The 23,164-nt window shown below is 71.3% G+C and carries 23 protein-coding genes; 12 read left to right on the top strand and 11 right to left on the bottom strand.

Annotation, left to right across the window (positions count from 1 at the left end; genetic code table 11):
* Window positions 1-937: 937 nt before the first annotated feature.
* Both rph and OP04_RS03700 read left to right on the top strand, forming a co-directional pair.
* A complete protein-coding gene (gene rph, locus OP04_RS03695) occupies window positions 938-3,466 on the top strand; it encodes a rifamycin-inactivating phosphotransferase (protein WP_033337869.1) in 2,529 nt (842 codons plus the stop codon).
* 52 nt (window positions 3,467-3,518) lie between these two features.
* A complete protein-coding gene (locus OP04_RS03700; RefSeq protein WP_033337870.1) occupies window positions 3,519-3,965 on the top strand; it encodes a hypothetical protein in 447 nt (148 codons plus the stop codon).
* Between the two features lie 85 nt (window positions 3,966-4,050).
* Here OP04_RS03700 and OP04_RS03705 read toward each other — a convergent pair whose 3' ends face one another.
* From OP04_RS03705 to OP04_RS56375, 4 genes are all read right to left on the bottom strand, one after another.
* Window positions 4,051-4,665, bottom strand: a complete 615-nt coding sequence (locus OP04_RS03705) for a hypothetical protein (RefSeq protein ID WP_051797024.1) — start codon at window positions 4,663-4,665, stop codon at window positions 4,051-4,053.
* Entirely contained in the window at window positions 4,662-4,997 is a 336-nt protein-coding gene (locus tag OP04_RS03710; RefSeq protein WP_033337871.1) for a hypothetical protein, read from the bottom strand. The genes OP04_RS03705 and OP04_RS03710 overlap by 4 nt, the downstream gene beginning before the upstream one ends.
* Window positions 4,998-5,801, bottom strand: coding sequence for an SAM-dependent methyltransferase (locus tag OP04_RS03715; protein ID WP_033337872.1), 804 nt, complete (start codon window positions 5,799-5,801; stop codon window positions 4,998-5,000).
* A gap of 74 nt (window positions 5,802-5,875) precedes the next feature.
* The gene (locus OP04_RS56375) at window positions 5,876-5,998 is read right to left on the bottom strand and encodes a hypothetical protein (RefSeq protein ID WP_269746650.1); all 123 of its coding nucleotides are present in this window, start codon (window positions 5,996-5,998) and stop codon (window positions 5,876-5,878) included.
* Between the two features lie 310 nt (window positions 5,999-6,308).
* On the opposite strand from OP04_RS56375, the gene OP04_RS03720 reads away from it, so the two are divergent.
* Window positions 6,309-7,046, top strand: a complete 738-nt coding sequence (locus tag OP04_RS03720) for an RDD family protein (RefSeq protein ID WP_033337873.1) — start codon at window positions 6,309-6,311, stop codon at window positions 7,044-7,046.
* Window positions 7,047-7,145: 99 nt separating this feature from the next.
* Here the strand turns inward: OP04_RS03720 and OP04_RS03725 are convergent, their stop codons facing one another.
* Window positions 7,146-7,949: an SDR family NAD(P)-dependent oxidoreductase gene (locus OP04_RS03725; RefSeq protein ID WP_033337874.1), complete on the bottom strand. Its 804-nt coding sequence runs from the start codon at window positions 7,947-7,949 to the stop codon at window positions 7,146-7,148.
* A 79-nt stretch (window positions 7,950-8,028) separates the two neighbouring features.
* On the opposite strand from OP04_RS03725, the gene OP04_RS03730 reads away from it, so the two are divergent.
* The gene (locus OP04_RS03730; protein ID WP_033337875.1) at window positions 8,029-8,445 is read left to right on the top strand and encodes a MarR family winged helix-turn-helix transcriptional regulator; all 417 of its coding nucleotides are present in this window, start codon (window positions 8,029-8,031) and stop codon (window positions 8,443-8,445) included.
* Between the two features lie 956 nt (window positions 8,446-9,401).
* On the opposite strand, the gene OP04_RS03735 is transcribed toward OP04_RS03730, so the two are convergent.
* Together OP04_RS03735 and OP04_RS03740 are read right to left on the bottom strand one after the other, a co-directional pair.
* On the bottom strand, window positions 9,402-11,651 hold the full coding sequence (locus OP04_RS03735) for an FdhF/YdeP family oxidoreductase (protein ID WP_033337876.1): 2,250 nt from the start codon (window positions 11,649-11,651) through the stop codon (window positions 9,402-9,404).
* A 69-nt stretch (window positions 11,652-11,720) separates the two neighbouring features.
* Entirely contained in the window at window positions 11,721-12,617 is an 897-nt protein-coding gene (locus OP04_RS03740; RefSeq protein WP_051797025.1) for an alpha/beta hydrolase, read from the bottom strand.
* Window positions 12,618-12,673: 56 nt separating this feature from the next.
* Between OP04_RS03740 and OP04_RS03745 the strand changes: the two genes are divergently transcribed.
* Window positions 12,674-13,786: a glycosyltransferase gene (locus tag OP04_RS03745; protein ID WP_033337877.1), complete on the top strand. Its 1,113-nt coding sequence runs from the start codon at window positions 12,674-12,676 to the stop codon at window positions 13,784-13,786.
* 4 nt (window positions 13,787-13,790) lie between these two features.
* Here the strand turns inward: OP04_RS03745 and OP04_RS54475 are convergent, their stop codons facing one another.
* Complete coding sequence (locus OP04_RS54475; protein WP_033337878.1) at window positions 13,791-14,282, bottom strand: sigma-70 family RNA polymerase sigma factor; 492 nt, start codon at window positions 14,280-14,282, stop codon at window positions 13,791-13,793.
* Between the two features lie 91 nt (window positions 14,283-14,373).
* Here OP04_RS54475 and OP04_RS54480 point away from each other — a divergent pair, with 91 nt between their 5' ends.
* On the top strand, window positions 14,374-14,571 hold the full coding sequence (locus OP04_RS54480; protein ID WP_033337879.1) for a hypothetical protein: 198 nt from the start codon (window positions 14,374-14,376) through the stop codon (window positions 14,569-14,571).
* 42 nt (window positions 14,572-14,613) lie between these two features.
* On the opposite strand, the gene OP04_RS52910 is transcribed toward OP04_RS54480, so the two are convergent.
* Window positions 14,614-14,751: a hypothetical protein gene (locus tag OP04_RS52910; protein WP_157239199.1), complete on the bottom strand. Its 138-nt coding sequence runs from the start codon at window positions 14,749-14,751 to the stop codon at window positions 14,614-14,616.
* Between the two features lie 66 nt (window positions 14,752-14,817).
* Entirely contained in the window at window positions 14,818-15,810 is a 993-nt protein-coding gene (locus tag OP04_RS03765) for an esterase-like activity of phytase family protein (protein ID WP_232323451.1), read from the bottom strand.
* Between the two features lie 225 nt (window positions 15,811-16,035).
* Here OP04_RS03765 and OP04_RS03770 point away from each other — a divergent pair, with 225 nt between their 5' ends.
* The 5 genes from OP04_RS03770 to OP04_RS03790 all read left to right on the top strand — a co-directional run bounded on the left by OP04_RS03770 (window position 16,036) and on the right by OP04_RS03790 (window position 21,630).
* Window positions 16,036-16,497, top strand: a complete 462-nt coding sequence (locus tag OP04_RS03770; RefSeq protein WP_232323452.1) for a cupin domain-containing protein — start codon at window positions 16,036-16,038, stop codon at window positions 16,495-16,497.
* A gap of 372 nt (window positions 16,498-16,869) precedes the next feature.
* Window positions 16,870-17,700 carry a CPBP family intramembrane glutamic endopeptidase gene (locus tag OP04_RS03775; protein WP_033337880.1) on the top strand — a complete coding sequence of 277 codons (831 nt, stop codon included), beginning with the start codon at window positions 16,870-16,872 and terminating at the stop codon, window positions 17,698-17,700.
* The gene (locus OP04_RS03780) at window positions 17,697-18,812 is read left to right on the top strand and encodes a sensor histidine kinase (RefSeq protein WP_085066180.1); all 1,116 of its coding nucleotides are present in this window, start codon (window positions 17,697-17,699) and stop codon (window positions 18,810-18,812) included. The genes OP04_RS03775 and OP04_RS03780 overlap by 4 nt, the downstream gene beginning before the upstream one ends.
* Complete coding sequence (locus OP04_RS03785) at window positions 18,809-19,462, top strand: response regulator (RefSeq protein ID WP_033337881.1); 654 nt, start codon at window positions 18,809-18,811, stop codon at window positions 19,460-19,462. Before OP04_RS03780 ends, OP04_RS03785 begins: the two co-directional genes overlap by 4 nt.
* 344 nt (window positions 19,463-19,806) lie before the next feature.
* Window positions 19,807-21,630, top strand: a complete 1,824-nt coding sequence (locus tag OP04_RS03790; RefSeq protein WP_033337882.1) for a LamG-like jellyroll fold domain-containing protein — start codon at window positions 19,807-19,809, stop codon at window positions 21,628-21,630.
* A 32-nt stretch (window positions 21,631-21,662) separates the two neighbouring features.
* Here OP04_RS03790 and OP04_RS03795 read toward each other — a convergent pair whose 3' ends face one another.
* Window positions 21,663-22,262, bottom strand: coding sequence for an HD domain-containing protein (locus OP04_RS03795; RefSeq protein WP_033337883.1), 600 nt, complete (start codon window positions 22,260-22,262; stop codon window positions 21,663-21,665).
* A 48-nt stretch (window positions 22,263-22,310) separates the two neighbouring features.
* Between OP04_RS03795 and OP04_RS03800 the strand changes: the two genes are divergently transcribed.
* A complete protein-coding gene (locus tag OP04_RS03800; RefSeq protein ID WP_033337884.1) occupies window positions 22,311-23,156 on the top strand; it encodes an alpha/beta hydrolase family protein in 846 nt (281 codons plus the stop codon).
* Window positions 23,157-23,164 lie beyond the last annotated feature (8 nt).

Genomic DNA, 23,164 nt, shown 5'->3' on the forward strand with positions numbered 1-23,164 from the left:
TGCAAGCGCCACCGCCGCTATTCGACCCTGATGACAGCGGTGGCGTATGCAAGGATCTTGACCCACCCCGCCGGGGCGAGGCGGCGGCTCGATCTATCTCCTCGATGATCTGTTGAGGCCGTGCGAAGACGTGAACCGCGGTTGCCCAGACCGGCGCCCGGTAGCTGATTGCGCCGGCGCCCGGCATGTGCGCCCGGTCGCCGGCCGTGTTCCCGGCGCCGGAAGGCCCGCCCTGCCGTTGCCGGGCGTCCCATTCGTGATGAACCGCCGCATCGCCGTATGTGGATCATTGACGTCTGCGAAATGGCGGTCAAAGTCGCTCGTTGACCACCATTTCGCAGACGTCAATGATCCACACGCGGGTGCGGGTAGCTCGCGCCTATCGTCGGCTGCCTCATGGTGATATTTCGGGCGCGGAGTGTGCGGCTTGCACGAGGTCTCGACCACGGTCGGGCCTGCACTTCAAGATCAAAAGAGCGGAAGATCATTTTCCCGCTTCCGGCGTGGTCCGGCCCGCATGCTCCCGCGGGCAAACCTCGGGGCGGGCAAAGACTTCGCCGGCGCTTCGCTTTGCCCGCCCCGTCGGAGCCGGTTCGCGCGGGTCGGCCCAAGGCCGCGACTCCCGTCGTTGCTCCCGCCAGGCGGCGCGGCTTACGCCCAGACCGCTGCGGCCGACCAACCCCACGCAACCGATAACACGAAATATCGGGTGCGAAGCGTCCGGTGCCGGGGTGTGGTGGTGTGCCCGCGGTGGTGGTGCGGCGTGCAAAAAATAAGGCCGGGAGAAGACTCTCCCTGCCACCTCTAACGTATATCGCACCCCCGGGCTTGCGGCAAGAGCCGGGTCCTGGCGCAGAATCCTCGGCCGAGACCACAACGCGGTGCGATCTGCCCGGGTTGTGGTCGATGGTGACCATTGATCGGACGGGTAGCGCACATGATCGAAGAGCACGTGCTGGGTCTGGACCAACTGGACCGGACCATGATCGCGGCAGTCGGCGGCAAGGGTGCCAACCTGGGCGAGCTCTCCCGGATCGACGGCGTCTCCGTGCCGCCCGGCTTCTGCGTGACAACCGCCGCGTTCCAGCAGGTCATGGCCCAGGTCTCGGTGCCTGACGAACTCTCCCGCCTCAAGGCCGACGACCGGGACACGATCGGCACGCTCAGCGCGGACGTCCGCCGGAGCATCGAGGCGATCGAGATGCCCGCCGACCTCGCGGACGCGATCACCGCCGCGCTCACCGTCCTCGGGACGGATGCCGCGGTCGCGGTCCGGTCCAGCGCGACCGCGGAGGACCTGCCGACCGCCTCCTTCGCCGGCCAGCAGGACAGCTTCCTGAACGTGACCGGTGCCGACGCGGTGCTCAACCACGTCCGCCGCTGCTGGGCGTCCCTGTTCACCGACCGGGCCGTGACCTACCGCCTGCGGAACGGCTTCGACCACCGGCAGATCCGGATGGCCGTGGTCGTGCAGCGGATGGTCGTGCCGGAGGCGTCCGGTGTCATGTTCACCGCCGACCCGGTGACCGGGAACCGGAAGCTGGCCACCGTGGACGCGGGGTGCGGTCTCGGCGAGGCACTGGTCTCCGGTCTGGTGAACCCGGACGTCTTCACGGTCCGCGACGGCGAGCTGGTGAGCAAGGCGATCGCCGCGGACCGTCCGTCCCTGACCGACGCGCAGGCCGTGCGGCTGGTGGAACTCGGCCGCACGATCGAGGCGCATTTCGGCAGCCCGCAGGACATCGAGTGGTGCCTGGCGGGCGACGAGTTCCAGATCGTGCAGAGCCGGCCGATCACCACGCTCTACCCGATCCCGGAGACTGCGGACGGCGGGAACCACGTCTTCCTCTCCGTCGGGCACCAGCAGATGATGACGGACGCGATGAAGCCGCTCGGCGTCTCCTGCTGGCAGCTCACCGCCATGGCCCCGATGCTCGCCGCGGGTGGCCGCCTCTTCGTCGACGCCACGCCGCGCCTGACCTCACCCGCGGTCCGGGCCGGCTTCATGACCATGGTGACCAGGGCGGACCCGCTGTTCGGCGACGCGCTCCAGACCGTCCTCGACCGCGGCGACTTCATCCCCTCGCTCCCGGCCGAGCCGGGTGCCGCCGCGGCCGCGGCCCGCCCCGCCGCCGCCCCGCCCGGTCACAATGCCCCGATCGAGACCGACCCCGCCATCGTCGCCGGCCTGATCGCCCGCGACGAGGACTCCGTCGCCAAGCTCCGCCGCGACATCCACGGCCTTACCGGCCCCGCGCTCTTCGACTTCCTCCGAGAGGCCTTCGAGGAGCACAAACGCCTCCTCACCGACCCGCTCAACTTCCAGGCGATCATGGCCGGGATGGACGCGACCGACTGGCTCAACACCCACCTCGCGGACTGGCTCGTCGAACAGAACGCGGCCGACAGGCTCACGCTCTCCGCGCCCGGCAACATCACGTCCGAGATGGGCCTGGCGCTGCTCGACGTCGCGGACGTCATCCGCCCCCACCCGGAGGTCGTGGCGCACCTTCAGGCTGGCCGCAGCCTCGACGAGCTGCCGACGCTCCCGGGCGGGCCCGAGGCGCACGACGCGATCCAGGCCTACCTCGACCGCTACGGCATGCGCTGCGCCGGCGAGATCGACATCACCAGGACCCGGTGGAGCGAGGACCCGGCCGCGCTGGTGCCGCTGATCCTCGACCACGTCCGCACGTTCGCGCCCGGCGAGGCCGCCCGCCGTTTCGCGCTGGGCGCCCACGAGGCGGCGGAGAAGGAGCGGGACGTGCTGAGCCGTCTCAGGGCCCAGCCCGACGGCGACCGCAGGGCCGACGAGACCAAGCGCATGATCGACCGGGTCCGCACGTTCATCGGCTACCGGGAGTACCCGAAATACGGCATCATCGCCCGCTATTTCGTCTACAAGCAGGCGCTGATGGCCGAGGCCGACCGCCTGGTCCACGCCGGAGTCCTCCGCAGCCGGGAGGACGCGTTCTACCTGACGTTCCAGGAGTTCCACGAGGTCGCGCGCACGCGGCAGGCCGACGAGCGGCTGATCCGCCGCCGCGAGGCCGAGCACCGCATCCACCAGGCGCTCGTCCCGCCGCGCGTCATCACCTCGGACGGCGAGATCCTGACCGGATCGTACCGGCGTGACGACGTACCCCCGGGTGCCCTTCCTGGTCTTCCGGTGTCCGCCGGCGTCGTCGAAGGCCGCGCCCGCGTGCTCCACGACATGGCCCACGCCGACCTTGAACCCGGCGACATCCTGGTCACCGCCTACACCGACCCGAGCTGGTCGCCGCTGTTCGTGTCGATCGCCGGTCTGGTGACCGAGATCGGCGGCCTGATGACGCACGGCGCCGTGATCGCCCGCGAGTACGGACTGCCCGCGGTCGTCGGCGTCGAGGGCGCGACCCGCCTGATCCCGGACGGCAGCCGGGTCCGCGTGCACGGCATCAGCGGCTACGTCGAACTCCTTCCGTGACAGCGTTGTCTACGCTCACCAAGGTCAACGACACCCCGTCCGAAGGATGGTCATGATCGCCCGAAAGCGTGCTCTCACCGTGGCGCTGATCGCCGCGGCCGCGACGACGCTCACCGCCTGTGGCAGCGACAACAGCGAGCTGCGGCAGATCAGCCCCGGCACGGTCGTCTACATCGACGCCTGGGACGAGAACGGCGACCGCGGCGACCAGGCCCAGGTCGAGCAGAAGCCGTCCGGCCTGTGGGTGGTCCCGCTCCAGTCCCACTTCCGCAAGACCAAGGCGAAGGGCTTCGACGTCCGCGTCGAGCTGACCCGCGAGGGCGTCTGGCGCGTCGACCCGGAGGGCTCGCAGGTCGGCCGCGACCACGACGACTGCCTGGAGGACGGCGAGGCCTACGCCCAGCTGATCCCGGCCACGACCACGCTGAAGTGGGAGTCCGACTCCGGCGGCGGCACCGACAACGACGACTGCATCACCACCGACACCAAGAGCAAATAGCCAGATTTACCCACTCTGTGGGTGGTTGCGGTCCGCATGCTCCCGCGGGCTCACCTTCCGCGCGGCGCGGGAAAGACCCGCCCGGTCAGCCGCCGGGACAGCGACTGTCACCGCCGCTGCGCTCGACGCAGTGGGTGACCCGCGGGGCCGGCTCCTCCGAATCCGGCACGTTGCCGATCAGCGGCGTGCTCGCCTGGGCCGCGATCATGGAGAAGACGATCAGGTAGGCGGCGGACCACAGGAACGAGCGGGAGAACGCGCGCGACCAGTGCTCGTTCTCCCGCCACCGGGCCAGCGCCAGACCGATCGCGGGCAGTGCCCAGACCAGGATCAGCGAGGCCCACAGGATGGCGTCGGTGGTGGTGGCGAACGTGCCCGCCTCCGCGCGCGTCGGCAGGTAGGGGTTGCCGGTACGCCGGTACAGGTCCATGATCAGCAGGAACGGCACGCCGTAGAGCCACGCGACGAAGAGCGCCCTCATGATCAGCCCGCCGAGAGCGTCGGTCGCCGGCTCGTCGTCGGTTGCACGAGGTCGGGCCGCGTCGTCGGCGTCGCGAGGGCGCGTCGTCGTCCGGTCGTCGGTTGCGCGGGGGTTCGCCGCCGTCTCGTCGTCGGCTGCGCGAGGGCCGGCCGTCGTCATGCCGTCGGTGGCGTGAGCGTTGGCTGCGGCCTCGTCGTCGGTGCCGGGCGGCTTCGTCATCGGCTCGCCGCCAGCACCGTGATGACCGTCCAGGCCGTGAGGGCGGTTCCGCCCGCGGTCAGCGTGCCGGCCACGACGGCGGACCTGGTGACGAGCCGGGCGATCGCGGCCACCGGCAGCGACAGCAGCAGCAGTCCGCCGCCGGCCACGACCGTGAGCAGCGGCAGCAGGTCGAGCAGCGACAGGCACGAGCCGATCGTGGTGCAGTCGTCCGGGCCCCGCGGCCGGTCCGGTGTGGTGGCGTCGCCGGCCGCGAGCCCGGCGAGCACGGTCGCGTACCAGCCGATCGACACCAGCAGGGTCTCACCGTACGACGCTCGCGACGTCTCCACTCAGGACCGCCTCGCCACGGCACCGAGGATCGCCGGCTGCGGCCGGACCGCGTCGCCCAGCTCCGGATGCCAGTCGCCGATCGGGACCACGCCGGGCGGCAACAGCTCCCAGCCGTCCAGCATCGCCGTGACCTCGGCCCGGCTGCGCACGAAGAACGGCATCGTGGTGCGCCGGTAGAGCCCGCCGATCTCGTCCATCGGCGCGGCGTCGAACTCCTCGACGCGGGTGCCGTGCGAGATCGCGACGTGGCTGCCCGGGGCCAGCCGGTCGCGCAGGCGGGCGACCAGGCCGGCGGGATCGTCCGAGTCCGGCAGGAAGTGCAGGACGGCGCAGAGCAGCACCCCGACCGGCGCGGACAGGTCGAGCAGTCCGGCCACGGCCGGATCCGCGAGGATGTCGTCCGGCTGCCGCAGGTCGCCGCGCACGAAGACCGCGCCGGGATCGTCGGCCAGGATCTGCTGCCCGTGCCGGACCGCGACCGGATCCACGTCCACATAGGCCACCCGTGCGTCCGGCGCCACGACCCGGGCGATCTCGTGCACGTTGCCGATGGCCGGAATGCCGGAGCCGATGTCCAGGAACTGGCGTACCCCGCGCGCGGCCAGCCACCGGACGGCCCGCCCCAGGAACGCCCGGTTGTCGAACGCGAAGTCGGCCACGGCCGGGAACAGCTTCTGCGCCTGGAGCAGCATCTCCCGGTCGACCGGCAGGTTGTGCGTGCCGCCGAGCGCGGCGTCGTAGACCCTGGCGACGTTCGGCACACTCATGTCGACGTCGTCCGGCACCCAGTCTGGACGGTCCATCTCATCCCCCCGCGGTGCGTATCCTCGCCGTCGCATTCTGTCAGTACATATCGGACTCTGCGTCGTCCGAACGGTCAGCCCAGCCGCGCGACGATCCGCCGCAGCTGCTCCCGGTAGCCATCGATGAACTCCGGCGACTCCGGGGCCGGCCCGGTGACGTTCTCCGCCGCCTGCGGGAGCGTGCGGTCGAAAACCATCAAAAACCTTTAAAAGCGGATATTCCCACTCCCGGCGTGGTGGCGGCCCGCACGCTCCCGCGGGCCGCCGGGCCCGTGGCCGGTCCCGAGAACCCCGCCCGACCGTCACCGCCCTGGCCGCGCTCAACGGACCTCGCGTGCGGCGGCCCGTCCCCGCTGCCGGCCACCGCGCGTGCGGAATCCCAGAAATAGGTGTGCCGGCCCGTCTTTGCTGCGGCCATCGCGTGTGCGGAAGCCTGGAATCGGGGTGATGGCGTCACGGTCCCGACCGCGGGCGCGGGGCCGGTGGGGCACCTGATACAAACTGCGCGTGAGTGATCAGCCGCAGTACCCACCGCAGTACCCGCCGCAGCAGCCCTACGGTGGTGACCCGCAGGCCCCGTACGGGCCTCCGGCACAGTCCCACGGGTCGCCGGGTCAGGCTTACGGCGCGCCGCAGGACGCCTATGGCGCGCCGCAGCAGCCCTACGGCGCGCCGCAGGACGCTTACGGTGCGCCGCAGCAGCCCTACGGCGACCCGAAACAGCAGCCCTACGGCGCCTTTCCGCAGCCGCCGCAGCCGACCGCGCCGGACGGGCGACCGCTGGCCGATCCGGGGATCCGGCTCGCCGCGCGGATCGTCGACAGTGTCGTGTTCGCGCTGATCACCGCGACGGTGGCGGCCGTGATCGCGGGCAGTGCGGTGTCGCTGGTGGCCTCGGCCGCGGGCACGGACTCGCCGCTGGTGCCCACGATCGGCATCAGCCTGGTCGTGATCGTCGTGTTCGCGGTGCAGTACGTCCTCGAGGTCGAGGTCCCGATCCGCTGGAACGGGCAGACGGTCGGCAAACGCGCGCTGAAGATCGCCATGGCGCCGATCGAGCCCTACACCGCGCTCACCCGCGGCCGGCTGACCTACCGGTTCCTGGTGGCGCTGTTCTTCAACGTGCTGGCCAACTGTTACGTCGGCTATGTGGACTCGCTGTGGTGCCTCTGGGACAAGCCCTACCGCCAGTGTCTGCACGACAAACCCGCAAGAACCGTGGTGGTACGGGTCCAGCCGCAGTGACGCCCGGACGGGTTTTCGTTCTGGACGCGACCAGCGGCGGAACGAGAGCCCGCGGGAGCATGCGGACCGCAACCACCCACGGAGTGGGAATATCCGTATTTAAATGTCTTTGACCTTGTGGTGGCCGACGCGGCGGTTGACCGCGCCGGTCGCGCGGACGACCAGCGTGCGCGGCAGGAGCCGGGCCGCGAGCGTCTGGGCGCGGTGGAGCGGCCGGCCCGGGTAGGAGTTGAGGCGTCCGCGCGCGAAGTCGTCGAGCGTCTTCGCGGCCACCCGGTCCGGGCTGTCGGTGACGCGCGGGTCCATGGTCGCGGTGGTGCCGTCGAAGAAGCCGGTCGCGGTCGCGCCCGGGTGCGCCGCCATCACGCGGACGCCGCTGTCGCGGATCTCGTGCGCGAACGCCTCCGTGAACGAGAGCACGAACGCCTTCGTCGCCGCGTATCCGGCCTGGTAGGGCATCGGCTGGAAGCCCGCGGTGGACGAGACGTTGATGATCCCGCCGCTGCCGCGCGCCACCATGTCCGCCCCGAGCGCGTAGCTGAGCGCCATCAGCCCGTGGATGTTGAGATCGACGGCCTGGCGCTGCGGCGGGTACGGCCGGTCGAGGAACGGCCCGACCGGCCCGATGCCCGCGTTGTTGAGCAGCAGGTCGACGGCGATGTGCCGTCTTTGCAGCTCCCGGATCGCGCCGGCCGGCCCGTCCGGCGTGCTGAGGTCCGCGACCAGTGTGTGCACCTGGACGTCGTGCCGGGCGCGGAGGTCGTCGGCGAGTTCCTGAAGGGTCTGTGCCGAGCGGGCGAGCAGGACCGGGTGCGCGCCGCGCCGGGCGAGCTCATAGGCGTACGACCTGCCGATCCCCCTGGACGCGCCGGTGACGAGTGCGGTGATGCCGCGGTAGTCCATCCGATTCCCTTCGAGTCTCGAACTAATGCGGCGACGGTAGCACATCCTTCGAGTCTCGAAGCATCGCTACGATGGGCGCATGGACCTTCTCGCCGTGGTCGCCGCCGCCCACGAGATCTCGATGCGCGCCGAGGACCGGATCGGCCCGCTCCTGGCACTGCACCGCTTGACGCCGCCGACCGCGCACGCACTCTGGTCCATCGACCCGTCCGAGCCACCCCCGTCCATGAAGCTCATGGCCGACCGCCTCTACTGCAACGCCCCGAACCTCACCTTCCTGGTGAACCAGCTCGTCGACCGCGGCCTGGTCACGCGCGCCACCGACCCGTCCGACCGCCGTTCCCGCGTGCTGACGCTGACCTCACGGGGTCGCGAGGTCCGTGAGGAACTGGTGAGCACGATGCTGCAGGTGACCCCGTTCGCGGTGCTGGACCCGTCAGAACTGTCCCAGCTCGCCGCGCTCCTCACCCGCGTGACGGACGCGTCTGCGGGGTGATCGGTGTCGCGTGGGTGGCGGGGCGACGGATGTAGTGCCGTGGCGGACGCAGTGCAGGGAAGCGGGCGCAGTGCCGGGGTTGGCGGACGTAGTGCAGGGAGGCAGGCGCAGTGCCGGGGTGGCGGACGCAGTGCAGGGAAGCAGGCGCAGTGCCGGCGTGGCGGATGCAGTGCCGGAAGCGGGCGCGGTGCCGGGGTGGCGGATGCAGTGCCGGAAGCGGGCGCGCTGCGCCCGAAATTTCATGTTTTAATGGACTTTCGGCGTTGAGGTCCAGAGCCGCGTCGATCGACGGGCACGCCGTGCCCGAAATTTCAGGAAATAGCGCCCCGGTACTCCCTTGCCGTGACGCCGAAAGCTCGGTAGTTGCCCAGGTGAATGCGATCGGTGATGGCGTTGGGCAAAGCGCTCGCGGGATCCTGCCCGGATCGGTCTCGTGCCCGCCACCGAGCGTCCTCAAGGATCATGCCGTGAGGTCAAAGGATCATTGGGTGCCGCAAAAACCAGGTCAACTCGCGCTCTCGACCTGGTTTTTGCGGCACCCAATGATCCTTGATCATGGCGCACTTCAAAGGCGTGCGCCTATATGGCGAAATATCGGGCACCGTGTGCCCGGCCTACGGCGCCGTCCCGAGTTGCACTGCGCGGCACTGCGCGGCACTGCGCGGCACTGCGCGGCGCGGCATTGCGCGACACGGCGGCACCCAAGCTGTCTGGCAGGTGAGCCGCCCCCCAAGCAGTGAGGTCCCACCCGGCCATCGTGTCGGCGCGCTCTTGATCTTCGTGCCACCTGGTAGGTGAGTCGCCTCGCGGGCCGTGAGCCTCGGCCGGGCTCTCGCGTCGGTGCGTTTTTGACCTTCAATGCCGCCCGGAACGTGAGTCGCCCGCGGGACGGGCGGTGCTGTTCACGGCGATGTGACGTGGCCGCGGCGAACGGGGCGCCGCGGCCATCCACACGGTCAGGCAGCGGGCTCCAGCCGCACCACGATCTCCTTGGAGGTCGGCGTGTTGGAGAGCTCCGCCGTGGAGTCGAGCGGAACCAGCACGTTGGCCTCGGGGAAGTACGCGCCGGCGCAGCCGACCGCGATCGGGTACTCGACCACGCGGAAGCCGGGCGCGCGTCGTTCCACGCCGTCCTTCCACTCGGAGATGATGTCGACCATCGTCCCGTCGGCGAGGCCGAGTGCGGCGATGTCCTTCGCGGCCACGAAGACCACGCGGCGGCCGTTGGAGATGCCGCGGTAGCGGTCGTCCATGCCGTAGATCGTGGTGTTGTACTGGTCGTGGCTGCGCATGGTCTGCAGCATCAGGCGGCCGGGCGGCAGGTGGCGCTCGACGATCTGGTTGACCGTGAACTGCGCCTTGCCGTCCGGTGTGGTGAAGCGGCGGCCGTCGCGCGGGCCGTGCGGGAGCGTGAAGCCCTCACGCGGCGTCACCTTGGCCTCGTAGTCGTCGAAGCCGGGCACGACGCGGGCGATCACCTCACGCATGGCGGGGTAGGAGGCGGCCCACGAGTCCCAGGGCAGGTCCGACGAGAGCGTCGCCTGAGCGAGCCGCGAGATGATCGTCAGCTCGGAGAGCAGGTCCGGGGAGGCGGGTGCGAGCCGGCCGGTGGACGCGTGGACGGCCGACATCGAGTCCTCGACCGTGACCGAGCCGGCCGGGTCGCGTTCGGTGCGGCCCAGGCAGGGCAGGATGAGCGAGACCGTGCCGGGCGTGGCGTGGGTGCGGTTGAGCTTCGTGGACACGTGCACGGTCAGGTCGCAGTTGGCGAGCGCGGCCAGCGTGACGTCGGTGTCCGGGGCGGCGGAGGCGAAGTTCCCGCCGACCGCCATGAAGATCTTCGCCCGGCCGTCGCGCATGGCGCGGATCGCGTCGACCACGTCGTACCCATGTGTCTGCGGCACGTCGATGCCCAGCTCACGGGTGATGTTCGCGGACCACGGCGGCGGGCGCTCGACGATGCCCATGGTGCGGTCGCCCTGCACGTTGCTGTGGCCGCGGACGGGGCACAGGCCGGCGCCGGGCTTGCCGACCATGCCGCGCAGCAGTTGCACGTTGACGACCTCGCGGATCGTCGGCACGGAGTCGGAGCGCTGGGTGAGGCCCATGGCCCAGCAGACGATGGTCGCCTCGGACTGTGCCATCAGCGCGGCGACCTGCTCGATCTGCGCGCGCTCGAGGCCGGTCTGCTCCTCGGTCATCGCCCAGTCCACGGTGGCCCGCGCCCGCGAATACTCGGCAAAACCGGCCGTGTAGGAGTCGATGAAGGCGCGATCCGCGTGCGGCAGCAGCAGGTGACCGAGCGCGGCGAAGAGCGGCAGGTCGCCGCCGACCTTGACCGGCATGTAGACGTCGGCCAGCGACGTGCCCTTGCCGACCACGCCGTCCGGGTGCTGCGGGTTCTTGAAGCGCAGCAGGCCGGCCTCGGGCAGCGGGTTGATCGCGACGATGGTCGCGCCGGCCTTCTTCGCCTTCTCCAGCGCGGTGAGCATGCGCGGGTGGTTCGTGCCCGGGTTCTGGCCGACCACGATGATCAGCTTGGCCTCGTGCACGTCCTCGAGCGTGACCGAGCCCTTGCCGATGCCGATCGTCTGGGTCAGCGCGACGCCGGACGACTCGTGGCACATGTTCGAGCAGTCGGGCAGGTTGTTGGTGCCGTAGGCGCGCACGAACAGCTGGTAGGCGAACGCGGCCTCGTTCGACGTGCGGCCGCTGGTGTAGAAGACCGACTGGTCCGGCTCGACCGCGTTGAGCTGCCCGGCGATCAGCGTGAACGCATCGTCCCAGGCGATCGGCTCGTAGTGGTCGCTGTCCGCCCGCTTGATCACCGGGCTGGTGAGCCGTCCCTGCTGGCCGAGCCAGTAGTCGGACCGCCCGGCCAGGTCGGATATGGAGTGGTTCGCGAAGAACTCCGGCGTGATCCGCCGCAGCGTCGCCTCCTCGGCGACCGCCTTCGCGCCGTTCTCGCAGAACTCGAAGTGGCTGCGCTTGCCGGGCGCGGGCTCCGGCCACGCGCATCCCGGACAGTCGAAGCCACCGGCCTGGTTCACCTTGAGCAGTGTGAGCGCGCTGCGGCGCACGCCCATCTGCTGCTGGGCGGCGGCCAGGCCGTGCAGGACACCGGGGACGCCGGCCGCCGCCTGCTTCGGCGTGCCGACGTGGAGATCACGGTCGCCGACGTCGTCCGTGGGAGCGTTCTTGGCCATACTCACGACCTTATGCGCGGGGTGCGCCGTTTCGCACTAGTGTGCGGCGCAATCTGGAGGAGACAAAATTCAAATTCGAGAAACATCGCCGAGGGTACGGGAGAGGAAGCCGACGCTCCGGCGTACCTGGGCGCCCAGGTCAGCGCCGCCGAACAGGTGATCCCCGCCCGGCACCGCGACCAGCTCGACCGGCGCCCCCACGGCCTCCAGCGCCGCGGCCAGCTCCACGCTCTGCCGGTAGCCGACCACCACGTCCTCCTCGCCGTGCAGCAGCAGGATCGGCGGCGCGTCGCCCCGCACGTGGGTGACCGGGCTGGCCGCCGCCACCTTCTCCGGTGAGCGGGTGACCGGCGCGCCGATCAGCAGCGACTCGGGGGAGTCGTCCGCGTCGTGGTCGCCGGTCGCGCGCGGATGCTGGTGGGACTGCATGGTGGCCAGGTGCGACGGGCCGTACCAGACCACGGCCGCCTGCACGTGCGAGCTGCCCTCGGTGACGCCGACCGTGCCCTCGTCCGTGGACAGCGCGAGCAGCGACGCCAGCAGGCCGCCCGCGGACTCGCCCCAGACGCCGATCCGATCGGGGTCGATCCCCAGGTCCGAGGCGTAGTACCGCAGGTAGCGGACTGCGGACTTCAGGTCGTGCAGCGGTGCCGGGAACGCGGCCTCGCCGCTGAGCCGGTAGGCGGGGAGCGCCACCGCGAGACCGGCGCGCAGCGCCTGGCCGATGTGGTCCTCGCCGGCCAGCCAGTCCGGCAGCACCTTGGGTGAGCCGTTGAGCCAGCCGCCGCCGTGCACCCACAGCACCACCGGTACCGGGCCGGTCGCGTCCGCCGGGACCAGCAGGTCCAGCAGCAGCGGGCGGAAGCCCTGCTCCTGGGCCACGAACGCGTCCCGGAACTCGATCCGGTCACCTCGTCGCTCGCCCGGCGGCGGCGCGCCGTACCGGTCCCTGCCCGCATCAGCCATCTCCCGATCTTGCCACGCGGGTGAACCCCGATGATGATCCACTCGTCTGTGTGGCTATGCGTGTCCTGTTCTCCGCACCTCCTCAGACCGGGCACCTGCTGCCCGCGCTGCCCACGCTCAGTGCCCTGCGGGCGGCGGGGCACGACGTCCTGCTCGCCGGGTACGGCGGGAACCCGCGCGGGTACGACGTGATCGGCCTGCCGGTCGTTGACGTCGGCGACGGGATGACGGTCGACCAGGCCTATCAGGCGTTGCCGTCCGGGAACCGGTTCGAGAGCGTCGCCGCGCTGGACGGCGAGGAGATCCTGCGCCGCCCCGCCGCCGCCAACGCGATCCTGCTCCGCCCCACGATCGGCCCGCTGCTCGACGTGGTCCGCGACTGGCGGCCGGACGTGTTGTTGTACGACCCGTTCCAGGGCGCGTTCCCGCTGGTCGCCGCGATCACCGGGTTGCCGGCCGTGGAGCACCAGTTCGGCCCGCTCAACGGCCGGCCGCTGTCCCGGCTGCTCGCCGCCGAGCTGGCGGACGACTACCGGGAGCACGGCCTCGACGGGCCGGCGCATGCGGTCAGCATCGAGGTCGTGCCGCCGAGCCTGCACGGGCCGGACCCGGACAGCTGGCAGGTCCGGTACGTGCCGCTGCACGGCGCCTCCGGCCTGCCCCGCGACCTGCTCGCGCCCGGCGACCGGCCCCGCGTGCTGGTCTCGTTCGGCACCGTGGTGAGGGCCGAGGAGCGCGACCGGCGGCTCGGCGCGCTGCTGCCGCGGCTGGCCCGTCTGGACGCGGACTTCCTGCTGCCGGCCGCGGCCGGCCTCGACGGGCTGCCCGGCAACGTGCGGGCGCTGCCGTGGGTGCCGGTCACCGAGGTGCTGCGGCACTGCCGGGCGATCATCCACCATGGCGGCGCGGGCACGCTGATGGCCGCGGTCACCACCGGCACGCCGCAGCTGATCGTCCCGCACCACGGCGACCAGCCCTACAACGCGGACCTGGTGACGAAGACCGGCATCGGCCTGCGCGCCGACACCGTCGACACGATCGACGACGACCTGCTCGACCGCCTGCTCCACGACGAGACGCTGCTGGCCGGCGCGGAGGCGATGCGCGCGGAGAACGCGCGCCAGCCGGCACCGTCCACACTGGTCACCCGCTTCGCGCAGCTGGCATAGGCCGCTACGCCGCAACGTCCTCCAGGCTCGCCCGGAGCGCGCGCATCGCGTAGTAGGCGCGGGACTTCACGGTGCCGACCGGCAGGCCGAGCCGGGCCGCGATGTGCGAGGTGGACTCGCCGCGCATGTGCATCGCGACCAGGATCGACCGGTGCGACTCGCTGAGGCGGGAGAGCGAGGTGCGCACGGCCTGCGCGGCCAGCGCGGCGCCGATCTCGTCCTCGCGCGACGGGATCCACTCCAGCGCGACCGGCGACACCTCGGCCGGGCGGGTCCGGCGCAGCCGTGCGGCGTCGATGACCAGCCGGCGCGCGACCGTGAACAGCCAGCGCCGCGCCGCGCTGTCGTCGTCCGGGACCGTGTCCAGGTGCCGCCAGGCGCGCAGCATCGTCTCCTGCAGCAGGTCCTCGGCCAGATCCGGGTCACGCGTCAGCGCGCGCAGGAACCGCCGGACGTCCCGGGCATGGGTGTCGTGGAGCGCGGTCATCGTGGTCATGCCTCCGAACGTACGAACGTCCGATCGCGGCCCGATTGACAAACGAATACCACGGGTTTGACGTGCCGGGTTGTGTGGGTACGTCCAGATCATGGGCATCTGGAGCAGGCTGAAGAATGGTTGGAGCAGGCTGACGAAGAGGCGCAACGACGAGATCGAGCGCCGGCGCACCGCGGCCACGCTGGAGGCGGCCTCACTCGGGGCGACGCCGGAGCAGGCCCGGAAGATCGGCGATCGTGCGGCGAGCGGCCATACGAACACGGCGATCATCGGCGCGATCAACACCTGATGGTCGTGCGGAGGCGGGCACCGGCAACGGTGCCCGCCTCGCTCACCCCGCCGACTCGACGACCCGTTTGATCTCGACGATGCCGCGCTCGACGCGTGCCCGGACCGCACCGGCCATCGCGTGCGGGAGGACGTCGGTGGACCGGACGAGCCGGCCGTTGCCGCCGTCGGCGTGATGCACCTCGAAGGCCGCGTGACGGTACGTGAGCGGCAGCTTCTGCCCGTACCGTCGCCACGGGTGGTGAGCCTAGCGTCCGGGCGGCCGGCGGAAGCGTCTGGCCAGGCCGAAGCCGAGCGCCCCCAGCACCAGCAGGCCGGCGCCGGCGGCCACGGCGATGCCCGCGGTGGTGACGTCGCGGGACGGCGCGGGGGCCGTGAGAGCAGGCTCGGAGGCGGGCGGCGGCGCTGACGGTGAGGGGGCCGGGGCCGGGACGACGGAGGGGTAGCGGAGGATCGCGGGGGACTCGCCCTCGGAGACGGTGAGCAGGGACTTCCCGTCGGGGGCGTAGGTGATCGACTCGCCCTGGGGCTCGTCCGGGAGCGGGATCCTCTCGGCCGTACCCTCGGTGATGCTTCTGATGATGTCGCCGTTGACGACCGGGAACTCGAACGCGTCCGCATAGGTGCGCAGGACCACCCGCGTGCCGTCGGGCGACACCGCGCCGCCGGTGATCACCAGACGCCCGGGGAAGCCGAACGGGTTGCTGGTGGACGTGTCCGGGATGCGGAAGGAGCCGGCCTTGCGCAGCGTGTCGCCGTCGGGGACGTACAGGCCGGCGCGGATCGGGTCCTTGGAGACGATGATCGGGGTGCCGTCGCCGTCGAGCAGCAGCGCCTCGGCGTCACGCGCGCCGTCGGGGTAGGTGTAGCGCTGCAGGACGGGCTCGGACGCGCCGGGCGCGAGGCGCCACAGGCCGATCGACTCGCGGACGCCGCCGTTGTCGCCGATGTCGCCGATCCAGACGGTGCCGTCCGGGGCCAGGGCCAGATCCTCGGTGTCGCGCGGCTCGGACGGGTAGGCGACGGCGCGGGCGACCTCGCACGCGGCGTCCAGGAAGAAGATGCGGCGGGCGGCGGGGTCGTCGGCGCCGTCGTTGACCGTCACGTAGCCGTCCGCGGTCGCGGCCAGCCCGGACAGTTCGGTGAGCCGGCCGTCCGAGATCGTGCACACCGTCTCCGGGGCGGGGGCGGTGAGACCGCCGCTGAACAGCACCATCAGGACCGCGAGCGCCGACTTCACCAGATCATCCTTCCACGCGTGCTCCCGGCGCCCGACGCAACGCGTGAACGGCGGACCAGATCATCACGGGTACGTGCGGCAGGTAGCCGGCCTGCTCCGGCGCGGGGCCGGTCCGGCCGTGGCGGTCCGCTGATGGTGCGTCAACGGTTTGCTGACGCCGGAGTGGTTAGTGTCCTCCGTGGAGACAATTCCACTGCAATGGTGAGCAATCCGAGGAGCAGTAACGTGAGAACTCAGCGACACGAACGGCGCACCGCGGTCATCGCGGCGGCCGCGGCGGCCCTCACGCTCGGCACGGCGGGGGTGGCGCAGGCCACGCCGCCGACCGGTGAGGTGTCCGGCACGATCCTCGCGGAGTGGGACGCGTTCGGGAAGCACTACGTGCACCGCCTGGTCTACCTGGGCGCGGACTCCGCGACCGGCTGGCACTACCACGACGGGACGCTCTACGCGCGCGTCGTGCAGGGCCGGCTGCACCACTTCGACTCGGACTGCGAGGAGGACGTGCCGGGCCCGCGTGACTACTACGGCGCCGGCCAGTTCATCCTCGAGCCGTCCGGGCCGGGCCACGTCCACATCGGCATGAACAAGGGTCAGGAGCAGGTGATCCTGGACGTGCTCTACGCGCTCCCGATCGGCGCGCCGCTCTCCCAGGACGCCCCGGCCCCCGGCTGCACGCTGCCGTAGCCGGTCGTTCGCCGCGGCCCCTCACCCGGGGGCCGCGGCACACACCCGGAATCAGAAACCGATAATCGCCGACGGTACGGAAGCCGGCCCGCCGGTGACGCGTCACACACCGTGTCTCGATCTTCGAGCCGTCACCCGCTGTCGCCGTTGTAGTGGCGTGAAGGACTTTTTCTACGACTCGATCGCGCGGTCGCTGCGCGCGGCCGGTTTCCTCTACTGGCATCTCGTGGTGAAGCACCGCCGGCGGCAGGGGTAGCTCGCAAGAGCTACCCCAAGTGTCCGCTCCGCAGGGATTCGCTCCGCCGTGACAATCCGTAATTTTCTTCCCAGCCGCGGGCCATCGGAGGCCGCGGCAGGCGGGAAAGGTTCGTCATGCGGTTTGTTGTGCAGCTCGTCGCGATCGCCGCGGTCTCGTTCGCCGGTGGCCAGGCGCTCCTGGCCTTCCAGGACGAGGTCTGGCTCGCGCTCGCGGTCGGCGTGGTCGTCGCCGTGCTCGCGGTGCTGGTCTACTACTGGACGGTCAGATGGACCGAGAAGCGCGAGGTCACCGAGGCACTCCCGGGGGCGGCCCCGTCCGGGACCATCCGCGGCACGTTGCTCGGCGTCGCGCTGTTCTCCGCGGTCATCGGCAACATCGCGGCCAACGGGTCGTACCGGATCCACGGCCTCAGCGAGCACCCGTCCGGCGCGGCCGGGCTGGCCGGGTTCATGCTCGGGGCCGCGGTCACCGAGGAGCTGCTGTTCCGCGGCGTGCTGTTCCGTCACGTGGAGAAGCTGCTCGGCACCTGGATCGCGTTCGTGCTGTCCGCCGCGATCTTCGGCGCCGGCCACCTGCTCAACCCGAACGCGGACCTGTGGGGCGCGCTCTGCGTCGCGATCGCCGGCGGCGGCATGCTGACCTCCGCCTACATCGCCACCCGCAGCCTCTGGCTGCCGATCGGCCTGCACTTCGGCTGGAACGTCACCGCCTCCGCGATCTTCAGCACCGAGGTCTCCGGCAACGGCACGCCCCAGGGCCTGCTGGACGCGTCCACCAGCGGCAACGAGTGGATCAGCGGCGGCGCGTTCGGCCCGGAGGCCAGCCTGTCCACGGTCATGGCCGGCGTGATCGTCACCGCCGTCTTCCTCTGGATGGCCCACCGCCGCGGCAACGTGGTGCCGCCCCGCTGGTCGAAGACCCCGTCGCCTACTCTCGCCCAGTGATTTTCACGAAGCTCCGGGACCGGTGGCGCCGCCTCGACGTCACCGTCCGGGATCTTCCGTTCGCGCTGCTGATCACGGCCGTGGCGCTGGTCCCGGCCTGGCACCGGCACGGCACCCAGGTCGGCGACCTGATGCCGACCCGCGACTACGACCTGCTCGGCGTCCTGGTGATCGTGGTCGAGTGCCTGCCGCTCGCGCTACGCCGCAGGTGGCCGATCGTCAGCCTCGCGCTGGTCTGCACCGGCTTCGCGTTCGACCAGCTCTTCGGGTACCACACGGTCGGCGGGACCGCGCTGCCGATCGCGCTGATCAGCGCCGGCGCCTACATCACGGTGCACCGGGCCGCCACCATGGTCGTGACCACCGGCGCGTTCCTGGCGCTCGGCGTCGCACTGGACCAGCTCGGCCCGACCGACACGCTCGCCGACTACGCGCTGCTCTGGCTGCTGCTGGCCGCGATGTGGGCCGTCGGCTCCTGGATCCGGCGCACGCGCACCGCGGAGGAGGCGGCCCGGCGGCACCTCGCCGAGGCCACCCGTGCGGCCGAACGCACCCGGATCGCCCGCGAGCTGCACGACGTGGTCACCCACCACGTGACCGCGATGGTGGTGCAGGCCGAGGCCGCGCGCTACCTGACCGCCGTACCGGACAAACTCGACGAGACGCTGACCGCCGTCACCGGCACCGGACGCCAGGCCATCACGGACCTGCGGCACCTGCTCGACCTGCTCAACCCCGGCCACGGCGGCGAGCTGCGCGCACTGGTCGCCCAGACGCTCCGGGCCGGCCAGCCGATCGAGCTGATCGAGGAGGGTGCCGCAAGCGACGACGTCCTCGTCTACCGCGTGGTGCAGGAGTCACTGACCAACGCGCTCAAGTACGACCACGGCGCCCGTACCGTCGTTCACGTGCGCAACATGATCTCGGAGGTGCACGTGCGGATCAGCAGCGACGGCTCGGGCTCGGCCGACGCGTCCCCCGGCGGCAGCGGCCGCGGCCTGTCCGGCCTGCGCGACCGCGTCGAGTCCCTGGGCGGCACGTTCAGCGCCGGTCCCGCGGCCGAGGGCGGTTTCGTGGTCACCGCACGCGTCCCCGCCGGAGCCACCTCATGATCCGCGTCCTGATCTGCGACGACCAGCCGCTCATCCGCACCGGCTTCGCCACCATCATCGGCGCGCAACCGGACCTCGAGGTCGTCGCCGAGTGCGGCGACGGCCGGTCCGCCGTCGACCAGGCCCGGACCGTGCACCCCGACGTGGTCGTCATGGACGTGCGCATGCCAGGCTTGGACGGCATCGAGGCCACCCGCCTGCTGGCCGGCGCCGGCGTGCCGTACCCCACAAAGGTTCTGGTCGTGACGACCTTCAACCTTGACGAGTACGTCTACCAGGCGCTCCGGGCCGGCGCGAGCGGCTTCCTCCTCAAGGACGCCCCGCCCGCCCAGCTCCTCCACGGCATCCGCACCGTCGCCGCCGGCGCCGCCCTCCTGGCCCCCGAGGTCACCCGCCAGCTGGTCGGCCGCTACGCCGCCCGCATCCGCCCCGCCGACGCCTCCGCCACCGGCGAGCTGCCGCTGACCGCGCGCGAGCTGGAGGTGCTGCGCCTGCTGGCCACCGGCCTCTCCAACAGCGAGATCGCCACCGCCCTGGTCATCAGCCACGAAACCGTCAAGACCTACGTCTCCCGCATCCTCACCAAACTCTCCCTCCGCGACCGCGTCCAGGCCGTCGTCTACGCCTACCGCCACGGCCTCGTCTCATGACCCCGCCGCCCCGGCCCCCATCCGCACCGGCCTGACCCCCGCCAACCAGCCCTCACCACCACGCCGGCGCCCTGAACCGGCCCTCGGGTATCGACAGCGGTAAGCGCACCGAGGCCTGCCGGCACAGGGCTTTCAGGGTCGTGCCGAGATCGCCGGTTACCCGCGACCTGCAACAAACCTGCACGTCCCGCTTATTGACCCGCGTATATCGCCTGGAGAAGTATCCGAGTCAGAAGATCCGTCCCGGAGAACCGCCGGAAACGCCCCGTGGACGCGCCCGCGGCCCCTGCCGCCGCCGATCCCGTCCGGCGGTGCTCCGCGTTGCGACAAGGAGAAACCCACCCATGGCTCCAGCTTCCCCTGCCCTGAAACGGCGCCGGACGGCGGTCGCCGGCGGGATTGCCGCGCTGGTCACGGGCGCGCTCGCGCTCACCGTGACCGGCGCGCACGCGGCGACGGTGTTCACCGCGGACTTCGAGAGCGGCAGCACCAGCGCCTGGTCGAAGTCGGGCGGCACCTGGACCGTCACGGCGGACGGCTCGCAGACGCTGCGGCAGACGAACGTGTCCAGCGAGAACGCGCGCGAGTTCGCCGGCGACGCGTCCTGGACCGATTACACCGTGTCCGCGCGGGTCAAGCCGCTGTCGTTCGGCTCGGGCGGCACGGTCGGGCTGCTCGCGCGGGCGACCAGCTCGACCACGTTCTACCGGCTGGCGCTGCTCCCCGGCAACGTGGCCCAGCTGCAGGCGGTCAACAGCGGAAACATCACCGTCCTGGGTACGGCGTCGCGTACGGTCACGACCGGCACCTGGTACACGCTGAGCCTGTCGGTCAGCGGGGGCACGATCTCCGGCAGCGTCGACGGGACCGCGGTCGGGTCCGGCACCAGCAGCGTGGCGGGCGGCGGACGGATCGGGCTGCAGACGCTGTTCGCGTCCGCGGGCTACGACGACGTCGCGGTCAGCACCGGCGGCACGACACCCACGCCGACGGCGACCGCCTCGCCGAGCCCGACAGCGAGCCCGAGCCCGACCGGGTCACCGAGCCCGACACCCCCGCCGGCCACCACGCCCCCGCCGGCCGGGAACGCGCTCTACGCGTCGCCGACCGGCAGCGCCTCCGCCGCGGGAACGATCTCCGCGCCGACCACGGTCGCGTCCGCGATCACGCGGATCGGCGCGGGCGGCACGATCTACCTGCGCGGCGGCACCTACAACTCGTCCGCGACGATCACGATCGCGGCCGGCAACAACGGCACGTCGTCCGCGCGGAAGACGCTCCAGGCGTACCCCGGCGAGACTCCGGTCCTGAATTTCTCCGCGCAGGCGGAGGACCCGGCCGCGCGGGGGCTCGCGGTCAACGGCAACTACTGGCGCGTGTACGGGATCGTGGTGGAGCGCGCCGGTGACAACGGCGTCTTCGTCGGCGGCAGCAACAACATCGTCGAGCGCGTGATCACCCGCTACAACCGCGACAGCGGCCTGCAGATCTCCCGGATCGCCTCGGACACGCCGAACAGCGCGTGGCCGGCGAACAACCTGATCCTGAGCTCGGAGTCGCACGACAACGCGGACTCGGACGGCGAGGACGCGGACGGGTTCGCGGCGAAGCTGACGTCCGGGCCGGGCAACGTGTTCCGCTACACGGTGTCGCACAACAACATCGACGACGGGTGGGACCTCTACACGAAGTCGGACACCGGGCCGATCGGGACCGTGACGATCGAGGACTCGCTGGCCTACGGCAACGGCACGCTGTCGAACGGGACGACGAACGGCAACGGTGACCGCAACGGCTACAAGCTCGGCGGCGAGGACATCGGCGTCAACCACACGGTGGTACGCAGTGTGGCGTACAGGAACGGCAAGCACGGGTTCACGTACAACAGCAACCCGGGCAGCATGACGATCTCGAACAACCTGAGCATCGACAACACGGAACGTAACTTCAACTTTGACGCCGGTAGCTCGGTGTTCCGGAACAACACGTCCTGCCGCAGCTCCAGCGGCACCAACGACCGGATCATCGGCAGCGCGGACAGCTCCAACCAGTTCTGGTCCGGGTCGAACGGCTCCCGGTGCGCCGGCTACTCGGGCGCGCTGGCCTGGTCGTTCGCCTCGGACGGGCGGCTGGTCATGACGCTCGGCGGGCGCACCGTGTCGCTGTAGTTCCGGTCGCCGACCGGACCGCTCGCCCGCCGTCACACCAGCGCGTGCTGGTAGCGGCGGGCGAGCGGCACCAGGTCCGGCGTGCCGAACTCGTCCCGGAGCGCCTGGAAGCGGGCCGGCTTGTCCGCGCCGAACCGGCGGATCGAGGCGGCGAACGCCTCCACGGAGTTGAAGACCGGCGGCGTCTTCTTGCTGTGGAACTTGTCCGCGTACATGACCAGGCGTTCCTCGGCCGTGGTGGCGAGATAGTCCGCGGGCGGCAGCGGCAACCGCTGGGCCAGCACGTCCTCCCGGCTGATCCCGACGCCGGTATGGTGCGAGCAGATCCGGCACAGCGCGTCCGGCAGCCCCTCCTCGCGCAGCAGGTCGTGACCGCGCAGCCCGTGCGTGACGTAGTTGCGGCCGTCCAGCCGCCCGTGCTCGTCGTAGAGCCGGTAGACGCCGATGTCGTGCAGCAGGCAGCCGGCCCGCACCAGCGCACGGTCGAGGTCCGGGCCGGCCGGCGCGTCCATCAGCTGCTCCGCGATCGCGCAGACGATCTCGCAGTGCGTCCACACCTTCTCGAACGCCTCCGCGGTCGGCGCGTGCCGCGCGTGCAGGTCCCGGATCTGCTCGTCACTCGGAATGATCACGCCACATTCTGTGCCATCGGCCCGCCCGAGGCGTGGTTGACTCGCGTCGTGGAACTGCTCATCGACGGCCGCCTGCCCGCCACCCTGGACACGCCCGCCGGCCCGCGCGGCGCGGTGGTGGTGCTGCACGGGGCGGGGGAGCCGCAGCGGTCGTACTTCCTCTACGCGCACCTGGCGCGCGTGCTCCCGGCCGCCGGCGTGGCCGTGCTGCGGTACGACCGCCGGCCGTGGAAACACGGCGACGTGCCGTTCGACGTACAGGCCGCGGACGCGGTGGCGGCCGTGACGGAGGTGCGGCGCCGGATCGGGGACGTACCGGTGGGCCTGTGGGCCTGGAGCCAGGGCGGGTGGCCCGCGGCGGAGGTCGCGGCGACCCATCCCGATCTGGTCGCGTTCCTGGTGCTGGTGGCCGTCAGCGGCGTGAGCCCGGCCCGGCAGATGCGCTTCGGCACCGCACGACAACTGCTTCTCCGGGGGTACGACGAGAGCGTGCTCGCGGACCTGGCTGCGCTGCGGACCGCGCTGGAGGAGGCGCGGCGCGGACGGATGCCCGACGCGCAGCAGGTCGTGGACCGGTACGCGGACCGGCCGTGGTTCCCGCTCGCGTACGTCCCGCGCGATCTGCGGGCGGGCACCTGGGACGACATGGACTACGACCCGGAGCCGGTCATCGCACGCGTGACGTGCCCGGTGCTGCTGTGCTACGGCGAGTCCGACGAGTGGACCCCGGCCGAGGACAGCATCGCGGTCTGGGAGCGCGCCGCCGCGACGGACGACCTGACCGTCAGCCGCCTGCCCGGCTGCACCCACCTGCCCACGCTCGGCGGCGGCTCGGAGATCAGCGCCGATTACACGCGCACACTGTCGGGCTGGGTCGAGGCGCGGCTCGGCTGATCGTTGCC

It is taken from the genome of Catenuloplanes japonicus (assembly GCF_000717135.1).
Taxonomy (GTDB): Bacteria; Actinomycetota; Actinomycetes; order Mycobacteriales; family Micromonosporaceae; genus Catenuloplanes; species Catenuloplanes japonicus.

Coding starts and splice junctions, on each gene's coding strand:
- OP04_RS03700 (WP_033337870.1), top strand. CDS start 3,519: ATGATCGCCCGAAAGCGTGCTCTCACCGTGGCGCTGATCGCCGCGGCC.
- OP04_RS03745 (WP_033337877.1), top strand. CDS start 12,674: ATGCGTGTCCTGTTCTCCGCACCTCCTCAGACCGGGCACCTGCTGCCC.
- OP04_RS54480 (WP_033337879.1), top strand. CDS start 14,374: ATGGGCATCTGGAGCAGGCTGAAGAATGGTTGGAGCAGGCTGACGAAG.
- OP04_RS03785 (WP_033337881.1), top strand. CDS start 18,809: ATGATCCGCGTCCTGATCTGCGACGACCAGCCGCTCATCCGCACCGGC.
- OP04_RS03735 (WP_033337876.1), bottom strand. CDS start 11,651: ATGGCCAAGAACGCTCCCACGGACGACGTCGGCGACCGTGATCTCCAC.
- OP04_RS03705 (WP_051797024.1), bottom strand. CDS start 4,665: ATGACGAAGCCGCCCGGCACCGACGACGAGGCCGCAGCCAACGCTCAC.
- OP04_RS03715 (WP_033337872.1), bottom strand. CDS start 5,801: ATGGACCGTCCAGACTGGGTGCCGGACGACGTCGACATGAGTGTGCCG.
- OP04_RS03790 (WP_033337882.1), top strand. CDS start 19,807: ATGGCTCCAGCTTCCCCTGCCCTGAAACGGCGCCGGACGGCGGTCGCC.
- OP04_RS56375 (WP_269746650.1), bottom strand. CDS start 5,998: ATGGTTTTCGACCGCACGCTCCCGCAGGCGGCGGAGAACGTCACCGGG.
- OP04_RS54475 (WP_033337878.1), bottom strand. CDS start 14,282: ATGACCACGATGACCGCGCTCCACGACACCCATGCCCGGGACGTCCGG.
- OP04_RS03775 (WP_033337880.1), top strand. CDS start 16,870: ATGCGGTTTGTTGTGCAGCTCGTCGCGATCGCCGCGGTCTCGTTCGCC.
- OP04_RS03725 (WP_033337874.1), bottom strand. CDS start 7,949: ATGGACTACCGCGGCATCACCGCACTCGTCACCGGCGCGTCCAGGGGG.
- OP04_RS03740 (WP_051797025.1), bottom strand. CDS start 12,617: ATGGCTGATGCGGGCAGGGACCGGTACGGCGCGCCGCCGCCGGGCGAG.
- rph (WP_033337869.1), top strand. CDS start 938: ATGATCGAAGAGCACGTGCTGGGTCTGGACCAACTGGACCGGACCATG.
- OP04_RS03730 (WP_033337875.1), top strand. CDS start 8,029: ATGGACCTTCTCGCCGTGGTCGCCGCCGCCCACGAGATCTCGATGCGC.